Origin of the sequence: Marivita sp. (assembly GCF_051251565.1) — a bacterium.
In the GTDB taxonomy this organism is placed as follows: domain Bacteria; phylum Pseudomonadota; class Alphaproteobacteria; order Rhodobacterales; family Rhodobacteraceae; genus Marivita.
The window spans coordinates 405,413-417,344 of record NZ_JBPOFB010000002.1 but is presented as its reverse complement, the minus strand read 5'-3'; the positions used below and the strand labels follow the sequence as shown (position 1 = coordinate 417,344).

Annotated in this window: 15 protein-coding genes; 11 read left to right on the top strand and 4 right to left on the bottom strand. The window is 58.7% G+C overall.

Annotated features, from left to right (window positions below; all coding sequences use genetic code 11):
• On the bottom strand, window positions 1–246 hold the full coding sequence (locus tag ACSHXH_RS04565) for an accessory factor UbiK family protein (protein ID WP_435670584.1): 246 nt from the start codon (window positions 244–246) through the stop codon (window positions 1–3).
• A gap of 93 nt (window positions 247–339) precedes the next feature.
• Here ACSHXH_RS04565 and lgt point away from each other — a divergent pair, with 93 nt between their 5' ends.
• The 5 genes from lgt (at window position 340) to ACSHXH_RS04540 (ending at window position 4,359) form a co-directional block, all read left to right on the top strand.
• Complete coding sequence (gene lgt / locus ACSHXH_RS04560; RefSeq protein WP_435670583.1) at window positions 340–1,224, top strand: prolipoprotein diacylglyceryl transferase; 885 nt, start codon at window positions 340–342, stop codon at window positions 1,222–1,224.
• A complete protein-coding gene (locus ACSHXH_RS04555; RefSeq protein WP_435670582.1) occupies window positions 1,221–2,297 on the top strand; it encodes a class I SAM-dependent methyltransferase in 1,077 nt (358 codons plus the stop codon). Before lgt ends, ACSHXH_RS04555 begins: the two co-directional genes overlap by 4 nt.
• Window positions 2,294–3,049, top strand: a complete 756-nt coding sequence (pgeF, locus tag ACSHXH_RS04550) for a peptidoglycan editing factor PgeF (protein ID WP_435670581.1) — start codon at window positions 2,294–2,296, stop codon at window positions 3,047–3,049. The genes ACSHXH_RS04555 and pgeF overlap by 4 nt, the downstream gene beginning before the upstream one ends.
• A 141-nt stretch (window positions 3,050–3,190) precedes the next feature.
• A complete protein-coding gene (locus ACSHXH_RS04545; protein WP_435670580.1) occupies window positions 3,191–3,343 on the top strand; it encodes a hypothetical protein in 153 nt (50 codons plus the stop codon).
• A gap of 236 nt (window positions 3,344–3,579) precedes the next feature.
• Window positions 3,580–4,359, top strand: a complete 780-nt coding sequence (locus ACSHXH_RS04540) for a Hint domain-containing protein (protein ID WP_435670579.1) — start codon at window positions 3,580–3,582, stop codon at window positions 4,357–4,359.
• A 13-nt stretch (window positions 4,360–4,372) separates the two neighbouring features.
• On the opposite strand, the gene ACSHXH_RS04535 is transcribed toward ACSHXH_RS04540, so the two are convergent.
• Window positions 4,373–4,873, bottom strand: coding sequence for an Lrp/AsnC family transcriptional regulator (locus ACSHXH_RS04535; protein ID WP_435670578.1), 501 nt, complete (start codon window positions 4,871–4,873; stop codon window positions 4,373–4,375).
• Between the two features lie 204 nt (window positions 4,874–5,077).
• Here ACSHXH_RS04535 and trxB point away from each other — a divergent pair, with 204 nt between their 5' ends.
• The 3 genes from trxB (at window position 5,078) to ACSHXH_RS04520 (ending at window position 9,175) form a co-directional block, all read left to right on the top strand.
• Complete coding sequence (gene trxB, locus ACSHXH_RS04530; RefSeq protein ID WP_435670577.1) at window positions 5,078–6,082, top strand: thioredoxin-disulfide reductase; 1,005 nt, start codon at window positions 5,078–5,080, stop codon at window positions 6,080–6,082.
• Window positions 6,083–6,320: 238 nt separating this feature from the next.
• A complete protein-coding gene (locus ACSHXH_RS04525) occupies window positions 6,321–8,036 on the top strand; it encodes a bifunctional sulfate adenylyltransferase/adenylylsulfate kinase (protein WP_435670576.1) in 1,716 nt (571 codons plus the stop codon).
• A gap of 104 nt (window positions 8,037–8,140) precedes the next feature.
• Entirely contained in the window at window positions 8,141–9,175 is a 1,035-nt protein-coding gene (locus ACSHXH_RS04520) for an autotransporter outer membrane beta-barrel domain-containing protein (protein ID WP_435670575.1), read from the top strand.
• A gap of 51 nt (window positions 9,176–9,226) precedes the next feature.
• Here the strand turns inward: ACSHXH_RS04520 and ACSHXH_RS04515 are convergent, their stop codons facing one another.
• A complete protein-coding gene (locus ACSHXH_RS04515; protein ID WP_435670574.1) occupies window positions 9,227–9,454 on the bottom strand; it encodes a DUF1150 family protein in 228 nt (75 codons plus the stop codon).
• 3 nt (window positions 9,455–9,457) lie between these two features.
• Window positions 9,458–9,871, bottom strand: coding sequence for an Hsp20 family protein (locus tag ACSHXH_RS04510; RefSeq protein WP_435670573.1), 414 nt, complete (start codon window positions 9,869–9,871; stop codon window positions 9,458–9,460).
• Between the two features lie 164 nt (window positions 9,872–10,035).
• Here ACSHXH_RS04510 and ACSHXH_RS04505 point away from each other — a divergent pair, with 164 nt between their 5' ends.
• The 3 genes from ACSHXH_RS04505 (at window position 10,036) to ACSHXH_RS04495 (ending at window position 11,905) form a co-directional block, all read left to right on the top strand.
• The gene (locus tag ACSHXH_RS04505; protein WP_435670572.1) at window positions 10,036–10,260 is read left to right on the top strand and encodes a YdcH family protein; all 225 of its coding nucleotides are present in this window, start codon (window positions 10,036–10,038) and stop codon (window positions 10,258–10,260) included.
• Window positions 10,261–10,335: 75 nt separating this feature from the next.
• The gene (gene purE, locus ACSHXH_RS04500; RefSeq protein ID WP_435670571.1) at window positions 10,336–10,830 is read left to right on the top strand and encodes a 5-(carboxyamino)imidazole ribonucleotide mutase; all 495 of its coding nucleotides are present in this window, start codon (window positions 10,336–10,338) and stop codon (window positions 10,828–10,830) included.
• A gap of 4 nt (window positions 10,831–10,834) precedes the next feature.
• Window positions 10,835–11,905 (top strand): 5-(carboxyamino)imidazole ribonucleotide synthase, encoded by a 1,071-nt coding sequence (locus tag ACSHXH_RS04495; RefSeq protein WP_435670570.1) that lies wholly within the window; start codon window positions 10,835–10,837, stop codon window positions 11,903–11,905.
• The last annotated feature ends 27 nt before the right edge of the window (window positions 11,906–11,932 follow it).

The window sequence follows — 11,932 nt, the reverse complement described above, 5'->3', positions numbered from 1 at the left end:
TTACTTCTGCGCCGCTTCGAGCGCGTCAAGGCGGGCCTTGAGCATTTCGTTCTCTTCGCGGGCCTTCATCGCCATGGCGCGCACGGCGTCGAATTCTTCGCGCGTAACGAAATCGCGGTCTGCCAACCAACGATCCACCAACGATTTCATCGCGGTTTCCGCTTCGTCCTTGGCGCCCTGAGCAACGCCCATGGCGTTGGTCATGAGTTGCGAAATGTCTTCGAATACCTTGTTACGAGTCTGCATAAATGCCTCCGGCGTTTGCTTGTCCCTTATATGGGCTTCAGACCTGTACGGCACAAGGTTGACTTCACCGCAGAGCAATGAACATTTGCCGTCATGTCATATGGCCTGCCCTTTCCGAATGTTTCGCCAGAGCTGTTTTCGATCTCGATTTTCGGGATGGAATTTGCCCTGCGCTGGTATGCTCTGGCGTATATCGCAGGTATCTTGATTGCGTGGCGCATTGCCGTAGCGGCGGTCAAACGGGCCAGCTTGTGGGCCAATGACACACCGCCAATGCGCCCCGAGCAGGTGGAAGACTTGCTGACATGGGTGATTTTGGGGATCATCCTTGGCGGGCGATTGGGCTTCGTGCTGTTTTACCAGCCCGGCTACTACATGGCGCACCCGCTTGAAATCTTCGCGGTTTGGCAGGGCGGGATGTCGTTTCACGGCGGCCTGATCGGGGTGATTGTTGCAGCCCTTATCTTTTGTGTGCGTGCAGGTATCCCGCTGCGGCCTGCTGCCGACATGATCGCAATGGCCGCTCCGACTGGGGTGTTTCTGGGTCGGGTGGCGAATTTCATCAATGCAGAGCTTTGGGGCCGTCCCACAGAGCTGCCATGGGGCGTTCAGTTCCCCGGTCAGGCGGCACAGTCCTGCGGGCAGGCATTGGGAGAGATTTGTGCGCGGCACCCATCGCAGCTTTATGAAGCTATTCTCGAAGGATTGCTTCTGGGGGTTGCTCTGCTGTGGCTTGCATTCCGACGCGGGACGCTCAAGACCCCCGGCAAGATCGCAGGGCTGTTCATTGGCGGCTATGGTGCTGCACGGTTCTTTGTGGAGTTCTTTCGTCAGCCAGACGCGCAATTCGTGTCGCAGGGCAACCCGCTTGGCCTCGCCCTGCATATCGGCGGCTATGGCGTGACCATGGGACAGCTTCTGTCGATCCCAATGATCGTGATCGGGGTGTATTTGTGGAAAACCGCGCGCCCCGCATGACAGGACTTGGCGACATATTGCGCAAGCAGATCGCGGCAACGGGACCGATGACGCTGGCACAATACATGTCGGCTTGCCTGCTGCACCCCGAGCATGGCTACTACACCACCCAAGATGCGTTTGGAGTGGACGGGGATTTCACCACAGCGCCGGAAATCAGCCAGATGTTTGGCGAAGTGATCGGGCTTTGTCTGGCGCAGGCGTGGTTGGATCAGGGTGCGCCGGATCGGTTCGCCTTGGTCGAATTGGGACCGGGGCGCGGGACGCTGATCGCGGATGTGATGCGCGCCACGCTTCAGGTGCCCGGTTTTCACACAGCCGCAGACCTGCACCTGATCGAAGCCTCGGACCGTATGCGCCGGTTGCAAGCTGCCGCCCTGCCCGCCCACCAGCCTGTCTGGCACAACACGGCAGAAACCCTGCCCGAGGATGTACCCGTCTACGCGATTGCAAACGAATTCTTCGACGCCCTGCCGATCCGACAGTTCCAGCGCGACGCAAAGGGCTGGCGCGAGATCATGGTGGGGCTTGGTGCGGACGGCGCGTTGCACCGGGGCCTAAGCGATGCCGCCCCGATTGAGGCGCTGGATTACAGGCTGGATGACACCTCGCCCGGCGCTTTGATCGAAACATGCGCCCATGCAACGGCCGTGGTCGATGCCCTTGCCCGCCGGATTGCCGTGCAGCGCGGTATGGCTCTGATCCTTGACTATGGTGGCTGGCGGTCGGATGGCGACACGTTTCAGGCCGTGCGTGCGCACACGCCGGTTGATCCCTTTGCCGACCCCGGACGCGCCGATCTGACAGCCCATGTCGATTTCGAGGCCTTGGCCCGTGCAGCGCTGATTGCGGGATGTGCAGCCAGCCAATTGACCCATCAAGGCGTTTTCCTGGAGCGGCTTGGGATCACGCCGCGCGCACAAAGCCTTGCCAAAGGGCAGAGCGGTCCGGCACTGGATGCCCACATTGCTGCACATCGGCGGTTGACCCACCCCGACGAAATGGGTTCCTTGTTCAAAGTGCTTGGGCTGTACCCCAGCAGCGAGTCGCCTCCACCGGGACTGGATCCATGACGCTTGAAATCATCACGTCAGACAGCCTTGGTGCCCTGCGTCACGGGTTTTTCACCCGGCGTGGTGGTGCATCCTCGGGGGTTTTTGCGGGGCTGAACTGCGGCGCGGGGTCGTCGGACCAATCCGAGATTGTTGCGATCAACCGGGCCCGGGTGGCCGACGCGATGCAGGTGCCCGGTGATCATTTGCTGACCGTGCATCAGGTGCATTCCGCAGATGTGGCCACCGTTGACGGCCCGTTGGGCGCGCCTAGCCCCAAAGCCGACGCCATGGTGTCTTGCACCCCCGGTGTGGCGCTTGGGATTTTGACGGCGGATTGTCAGCCGGTGCTTTTTGCCGATGTCGATGCGGGCGTGATCGGGGCCGCACATGCGGGATGGCGCGGGGCGCTGGACGGTGTTCTCGAAGCGACAATCGACGCGATGGTTGCGCTTGGCGCAGAGCGCGAGGCGATCACAGCCGTGATTGGACCCAGCATCAGCCAACGCGCCTATGAGGTTGGGCCAGAGTTTCTGGACGCGTTTCTAGCCGAAGACGAGCAATACGCGCGATTCTTCGTCAATGGCGCGGACGACAAGTTCCATTTCGATCTGCCGGGTTTTGGGTTGCATAGGTTGCGCAACGCTGGCGTGGCCGCAGAATGGACACGGCATTGCACCTATGCCGACGCAGATCGCTTTTATTCCTATCGCAGGGCAACCCATGCCCGCGAGGCCGATTACGGCCGCCTGATTTCGGTGATCCGGCTCTGAGCAGCTTTGACCTGCATTGGCCGCTGCCCAAAATCAATCACGACAATACACCGGGATTGTCCACGTTCGGTCACAAACGCGCCCAATTGCGAGGGTTAATTAGGCTTAACGAAACAACAGATCATACATCGGAGCAGTCCTATGTCGCGCAAATCGAAATTTATCGCATCGGTCATTGCCACCTCGAAAGAGGAGCTGCCGGTTCTTCCGTTTCAGCGCGGCGCAGCACGCAAAGCGATGTTTGACAGGATCAAAGCCAAAGCAGCAAACCAGCCGGTCCGCAAACGGGCCTAACCCTTTCGCTTGAACAGCGCAGGGCTGCAATGTTCCCCGATTGTGGCAGTGTTGTTCAGAACGACACAACAATTCCCCACTCCCCCTGAAATTGGCCGCGATCTCGCGGCCAATTTTCGTTGTTTTTTGACGAATCGACCCGTGTCAGGGCAGGTTGCGAAGATTAGGTTTGCACCGTCCTTCTGGTGTTGTTGGTGGGGGCCAACGCGGATGTGACCCAACTGCTAAGGTATCACATGGCCCAGACTTCGACCGATCACCCAGTGACGACGGATTTCAATGCCTATGCAGTGTCCACTGACAAAGTTGCCACGTTCGATGGGCAGCCTCGGCGCGACTTACCTGTTACGCGCTTGATCGAGGCGACAGCGATCAATCCTGATCATTCGGTGTCGGATCAGACCTTTACTGTTCCCGCCACGCCCAGTTTTGAGGCCTGCGCTTCTGCGTTCGCGCGCGGCACGCTGATTTCAACGGTGATGGGGCCGATTGCTGTGGAAGACCTGATTCCCGGCGATCTGGTGGAAACACATCGCGGTCCACAGCAGCTTGTCTGGAAAGGCAGCACGCAGTACCTGCCCAATTTTGTCAGCGAAACAACATCACTGACGCATTTGTTGCGATTGCCGGGTGCCGGCATGGATCAAGGCGATCTGATACTAGGTCCGGCTGCGCGATTGGTGATCCGGCATGACCGCTTTGCCGATTTGCTGAACTGTGACGCGGTTCTTGCGCCCGCGTCAGATTACGTCGACGGGGATCGTATCTTGCAGATCACGCCGCCGGGGCCAGTCCAGCTTTATCATGTTGCGCTCAAGCGGCACGGGATCATCCGGGCCAATGGTCACGAATTGGAAAGCTATCACCCGGGCCGCGTCTTTGCGTCGGAGGTTGGGACATCGGTCCGGGCGGTCATGCTGTCGATGTTCACGCATCTGAACGATCTGGACGCGTTTGGGGATTTGGCCTTCCCGCGCACAACCCGAGAGGCCATCGAGACGCTGCGGGTCGCATAGATCAGACGATAGCCTAGCTGCGGCTTTCCAGACGCGCTTCGAGCACATCAAACGGCACCCCCGGTTCATCCTTGGCCCCACGAATGACCAGCGATGTTTTCACACTCCCCACGTTGGGCGAGGTCAGCAAATCACCCGTGAGAAAGCTTTGGAATGTGCTCAGATCCGGGGCGACGCATTTCAGGATGAAATCCACTTCGCCATTGAGCATGTGACATTCCCGAACCAGCGGCCATCCACGGCAGCGGTCCTCAAAAGCCCGCAAATCAGCCTCGGCCTGACTTTGCAAACCGACCATTGCAAAAACCTGCACCTCGAACCCAAGCTCGCGGGGATCGACTTCGGCGTGATAGCCGCGAATGAACCCCTGCTCTTCAAGCGTTCGCACCCGGCGCAGGCAGGGCGGGGCCGAAATGCCAACCCTGCGCGCCAGTTCGACATTGGTCATGCGACCATCGGCCTGTAGCTCTGCCAATATCTTGCGATCAATTGGATCCAACCGATGTGACGGCATTTTCAGCACCCCTGCTTTTAGACATTGTTATAGCATCACCCGACCATGCGCAATATTGTTTCAACGTTGCGCAACAATCTTAAAGCAAATTTTGATCTGATGATGTCATGGAAATCGACGGCGCATTGATTTGCGAACCGGCTAACAGGCGCATATATCGGGAGTCCAGAAATGTCACTTACTGTTGCAACGCGAGGCTGCCCCATGTCCGACACACGCCACACCAAGGTTTTGATCATCGGCTCTGGCCCGGCGGGCTATACCGCTGGTGTTTATGCCAGCCGTGCGATGCTGAACCCCATCCTAGTACAGGGCATGGAACCCGGCGGTCAGTTGACCACAACCACCGAGGTTGAAAACTGGCCCGGTGATACCGAAGTACAGGGGCCTGATCTGATGGTGCGGATGGAAGCGCATGCGCGCGCGATGGGCACCGAGATCATCGGAGACCTGATCACATCGCTGGACCTGTCAAAGCGCCCGTTCACCGCGCACTCAGACAGCGGCACGGTCTACACCGCAGATGCCGTCATCCTTGCCACCGGCGCGCGCGCGAAATGGCTTGGCCTGCCGTCTGAGGACGCGTTCAAGGGCTTTGGCGTGTCGGCCTGTGCCACCTGCGACGGGTTCTTCTATCGCGGTCAGGAAATCGTGGTTGTCGGCGGCGGCAACACTGCCGTGGAAGAGGCGCTGTTCCTGACAAACTTTGCGTCAAAGGTCACGCTGATCCACCGCCGCGACGAATTGCGGTCCGAGAAAATCCTGCAAGACCGGCTGTTCAAGAACCCGAAGATCGAAACGCTGTGGTTCCATCAGCTTGAAGAGGTCTATGGGACCGACATGCCCAAGGGCGTGGAAGGTGTGAAGGTCAAACACGTCAAGACCGGCGAGATCACGGATATTCCCTGCAAGGGCGTCTTTATCGCCATCGGCCACGCCCCCGCGACCGAACTGGTCAAGGACGTGCTGGAAACCCATATGGGCGGGTATGTCGTCACCAAGCCAGACAGCACCGAAACCTCGATCCCCGGTGTGTTTGCGGCGGGCGATTTGACCGACCACAAATATCGTCAGGCGGTCACGTCGGCGGGCATGGGCTGTATGGCGGCGTTGGAAGCGGAACGCTTTCTGTCCGAAGTCGGCGATGACGCGGACAAGGATGTCTCGGAACCGTTGGGCCACGGTGCAGAAGTTTCCGCTGCTGAATGATCTGACAGGGGCGATGGACGGGCGCATCTGCCCAACCTGACCTGGAATAAGCACGCGCCGTGCCCAAGCCATAGACGGCGCGCGTTCTACAATATTCGTCAAAACAGTATAAACTGCGCCAAAACTGGCGCAAATTCCGCACAATTTCCCGAATTTGGCCATGTAAATGCTGTGTTGCTGGACTTTGCGTCACCAGCAGGCGTAACCAACGCGCAAAATTGAAAAAACGAGCAGCAGAATGTATCCAAAGAACCTTGCCCCAATCCCAGAGCTTTACGTCTCGTACGACAGCGCCCAGAAACTCAAGCACGAGGCGACCGACCTCGTCAGTCACGATCTTACACCGCGTCAAATCTGCGATCTGGAATTGCTGATGAATGGCGGGTTCAATCCGCTCAAGGGATTTCTGAGCGAAGCGGATTACACGAGCGTCGTTGAAACCCTGCGCCTTGCCGATGGCACGTTGTGGCCCATGCCGATCACTCTGGATGTGTCCGAAGCCTTTGCCGACAGCCTAGACATTGGTCAGGACATCGCGCTGCGCGACCAAGAGGGTGTGATCCTTGGCACCATGACCGTGACCGACCGCTGGGCGCCCAACAAGGCCCGCGAGGCAGAGATGGTGTTTGGCGCGGATGACGATGCGCACCCGGCGGTGAACTATCTGCACAACACCGCAGGCAAGGTTTATCTGGGCGGGCCGGTCACCGGCATCCAACAGCCCGTACATTACGATTTCCGTGGTCGCCGCGACACGCCGAATGAACTGCGTGCCCTGTTCCGCAAGCTGGGCTGGAACAAGGTTGTCGCCTTCCAGACCCGCAACCCGTTGCACCGCGCGCATCAGGAACTCACCTTCCGTGCCGCAAAAGAGGCGCAGGCCAACCTGTTGATCCATCCCGTGGTTGGCATGACCAAACCCGGCGACGTTGATCACTTTACCCGCGTGCGCTGCTACGAGGCGGTGCTGGACAAATACCCGCAATCCACCACGACGATGTCCTTGCTCAACCTTGCCATGCGCATGGCGGGCCCCCGCGAAGCGGTGTGGCACGGGATCATCCGGCGGAACCACGGCTGCACGCATTTCATCGTGGGCCGGGATCACGCGGGCCCCGGCAAGAATTCCAAGGGCGAAGATTTCTACGGCCCCTATGACGCGCAGGATCTGTTCCGCGAACATGAGGCCGAGATCGGTCTTGAGATGGTCGATTTCAAACACATGGTCTATGTGCAGGAACGCGCGCAATATGAACCAATGGACGAGATTGCCGACAAGGATGACGTGACCATCCTCAACATCTCGGGCACGGAACTGCGCCGCCGTCTGGCCGAAGGTCTGGATATCCCGGAATGGTTCAGCTTTCCCGAAGTGGTGCAAGAGCTGCGAAAGACGCGCCCGCCTCGGTCACAGCAGGGCTTTACCGTATTCTTCACCGGCTTTTCCGGGTCCGGCAAATCCACCATTGCAAACGCGTTGATGGTCAAGCTGATGGAGATGGGCGGACGTCCGGTGACGCTACTTGATGGTGACATCGTGCGAAAAAACCTGTCTTCTGAGCTGGGCTTTTCCAAGGAACACCGCGATCTGAATATCCGTCGGATCGGCTATGTCGCGTCCGAGATCACCAAGAACGGCGGCATCGCGATATGTGCCCCCATCGCGCCCTACGCGACCACCCGCCGTGCAGTGCGCGAAGACATCGAACAATTCGGTGCGTTCATCGAGGTCCATGTTGCGACCACCATCGAAGAATGCGAACGCCGCGACCGCAAGGGTCTTTATAAGCTCGCGCGCGAAGGCAAGATCAAGGAATTCACGGGGATTTCAGACCCGTATGATGTGCCGGATCATCCCGAGCTGCGGGTCGAGACCGAAAATGTCGCGGTCGATAACTGCGCGCATCAGGTCATCCTTAAGCTGGAAAGCCTGGGATTGATCGCAGCAGGATGAACGCGACCGAGGTTTTGGTCAAACGGCCACATTCATATCCCGTTTGACGTCGCAGACCCTGAAAAACGATCCTTTTCTCATTTTTTGCAAGCATCGCGCATTCTTTGTGCGATGCTTTCACCCATTCAATTTGTTTTCATATTTGGAAAAGGTGTTTCGCCATGACTTTATTCATCCATGCCTCTTTGATCGCTGTAGCCGTCACGGGCATCACGTTGTTGTCTTCCGCACATGCGCAAGCCGATGGAATTGACTGCGACATCACTGAACAAGACGTCGCTGGTGCCGGGAATGACAGCACCGGAAACCCTACCGTTTGCGCAACTGCGGCAGATTTTGGCTGGCAAGCCGGTCAAATTCGCGGGGCTTTACAATCCCGGCACGCCTTCCGGCTTAGCGGACACGCCAGTGGACCTACTGCGCGCCTATCGACCAGCGGAAATACAAGTCGCTACTCGGGCATCACATCACTCTCGACACAACGCACAAACGGCGATTTTGAAGGCCATGCGACAGGATTGCTGCTGGGAATTGACCGCCCATTCCAATCGGGCGCATTTGTGCTTGGAGCGATGGCACAAGTTTCGCGCTCAAATGTTACTGCGCCAGCGTCGCCAAAAGTCGAACGAGAAGAGCTTTTGTTCGGGCCGTACTTCACCAGCAGCCTTAGTGAGACGCTGTTTCTGGACGGGTATCTGTTGTACGGCACTCCAGACTACACGGTTGGAGGCAGCGGGTCCGACGGTGAAGCCTGGACCGGGGGCCTGACGCTGACGATGGGCATTCCCGGCGATCGCATGAACCTGTTTCCGTTCGTGGCCATCGCCTTCAAGTCCGAGGAACCGGATTCGTCGACAGAAATCGATTCAACGATTCTGACGCTGGGCACTGATGTGCACTTCGCACAGCGTTCCTTCACTGGGGGTCAGAGCAGTGTGTTCGCCAAGTTCGAGGTCGATTTTGGACAATATGAAGACAATCTCGGCACCGAGATCGACTACGTCGCCCCGCGTCTTGGCCTGGGCACCGACATCGTGTTCGACAGGGGTGGAGCGTTGCGCTTGGGTATCAACGGTTCTCGTGCCAGTGACAGCACCAATATGGTGTCTGCGCAAGTAATGTACCGGATCAGCTTTTGACAAAGCCCAACTAGCTCCCCCTTCGTATCAGCACGAAAGGGGAGCGCGCTTTCAGTGCACCGTCACAGGTGCAAAATCATTCTGTCGCGCCAACATGAACGCCAGCTTGCGGTCTTTGACCAGCGCAAGGCGTTCGCCATCGGCACGGTGCACCGCGTAGATGGTTTCCTGATTGCCCAGTTCATCCCGCACATCTTCGGGAAGGTCAGCCACGGCAACTGGCCGGACATAGACAAGGTTGGACTGATCTGCTTCGTTGAAATCGAACGGCGTATTCATGGCTTACCCCTTTTTGATCTGGATTGTCTGAACCACGGTTTCGGGGCGGAGTAATGTCAGATCAACATGCAACAACCCGTTTTCCATGATCGCCTCTCCCACTTCGACACCGTCGGCGAGCACAAAGCTGCGCTGAAACTGGCGCGCGGCAATGCCGCGATGCAGGAACACGCGGTCGCCCAAGTCATCCTGTTGCCGCCCGCGGATCACAAGCTGCCTGTCCTCGACCGTGATGGCGAGGTCTTGTTCCCGGAAACCGGCAACGGCAAGGGTGATGCGGTAGGCCCCTTTGGATGTCTGTTCGATGTTAAAGGGCGGATATCCCTCATTGCCGGACTTGGCAGTACGTTCCAGCAAGCGCTCAAGCTGTTCAAAGCCAAGCAGATGGGGATAGGATCCCAATGTCAGTTTCGTCATCGACACGTCCTTCTTGCGCAAGCGACAGTGTTATCTCGGCCCCGTTTTGGCGACCGGTCTTATCGAAATATGGGTATACAGACCCCAAGACGCAAGGGCTTTGCGGAATCGCTTTATAAGGGTATTGTCGAGGCCTCAGCCAAATTTGAGGACCGCACAGCGACATGAATGCCCCCACTGATCTGTCAATGAAAACAGATGACGTCCTGAAGGTTGAACTCGAAGTGTTCCGGCGCGAACATCGTGATCTGGACGAGGCGATCCGCGCCATGCAGCAGACCGGCACCGCCGATCAGCTTACGTTGCAGCGACTCAAGAAGAAAAAGCTGCGCCTCAAGGACACGATTGCCGTGATCGAGGACCGCCTTCTGCCCGACATCATTGCCTGAGGCACGGGGCGAGTTGCCCCTTGTTCCGATCTGGCTATAGTGCGCGCTTCGAACATCTTGAGGGGCCCTTTCGCCATGTCGGAACCGATAAAAGTAGGCATCATCATGGGCAGTCAATCCGACTGGCCAACGATGAAAGAAGCCGCTGATATACTGGATGCCCTGCACGTGCCCTACGAGACCAAGATCGTGTCAGCGCATCGCACGCCAGACCGGCTTTGGGACTATGGCAAAACAGCGGTAGATCGCGGGTTGCAGGTCATTGTCGCCGGTGCCGGGGGTGCGGCGCATTTGCCGGGCATGATGGCGTCAAAGACCCGCGTGCCGGTGATTGGCGTGCCGGTTCAGACCCGCGCGTTATCGGGGGTCGACAGCCTTTATTCGATCCTGCAAATGCCCCGCGGCTTTCCGGTTGCGACAATGGCCATTGGCGCGGCAGGGGCTGCCAATGCCGGGCTGATGGCCGCTGGCATACTGGCCTTGCAAGACGCCGATCTGGCTGCGCGGCTGGACACGTGGCGCGCGGATCTGTCCGCGTCGATCCCTGACGCCCCTTCTGACGACGGATAACCCCATGACAGTGTCACTTCCCATCGGATCAACCATCGGCATCATCGGCGGGGGGCAACTTGGCCGGATGCTGTCTGTTGCCGCCAGCCGTCTTGGTTTTCGGTGTCACGTCTATGAGCCGGGGGCCACTCCCCCGGCGGGGCAGGTTGCCGATCAGGTGACCACGGCCGCTTATGACGACGAAGACGCCCTGCGCGCGTTTGGCGGGTCCGTCGACGTGATCACCTATGAGTTCGAGAACATCCCGACAGCCGCACTGGACATCCTACAGAATTTGGCCCCGATCCATCCGGGACGCGAGGCGCTGCGGGTCAGTCAGGACCGGTTGACCGAGAAGGCGTTTCTGCAAGAGCTGGGCCTTACCACGGCGCCCTATGCCGACATCACCGATGCGCAGAGCCTTGACGCCGCATTGGCCGAGATCGGCACCCCGTCGATCCTGAAAACCCGGCGATTTGGCTATGATGGCAAAGGTCAGGCCCGGATCATGACGCCAGATGATGCCACGCAAGCGCTGGCCGATATGCAGGGCGCGCCTGCGATCCTAGAAGGGTTCGTGGATTTTTCACACGAAGTGTCGGTGATAGCCGCCCGCAGCGTGGATGGGGCGGTGTCTGCGTTTGATCCCGGTGAAAACGTGCACAGCGATGGCATCCTGCGCACCACCACCGTTCCGGCCCGCCTGACGCCCGGCCAGCGGACGGACGCGGTTCTGATCGCTGCCCGCATCGCCAACGCGCTCAACTATGTCGGGGTGATGGGAGTCGAGCTTTTCGTGACCCCAAAAGGATTGATCGTGAACGAGATCGCCCCGCGCGTGCACAATTCCGGCCATTGGACGCAGAATGGCTGCGCCGTAGACCAGTTCGAACAGCACATCCGCGCCATCGCGGGCTGGCCTTTGGGGGACGGGCAACGCCATGCCGACGTGGTGATGGAGAACCTGATCGGTGCCGACATGGACCGCGTTCCCGAACTGGCAAAAACCCCGGATTGCGCGCTGCATCTCTATGGCAAAGCCGACACCAAACCGGGCCGCAAGATGGGCCATGTGAACCACATCAAACGCGCCTGATTTTCGTTAAACTTGGACCGGGCGCCG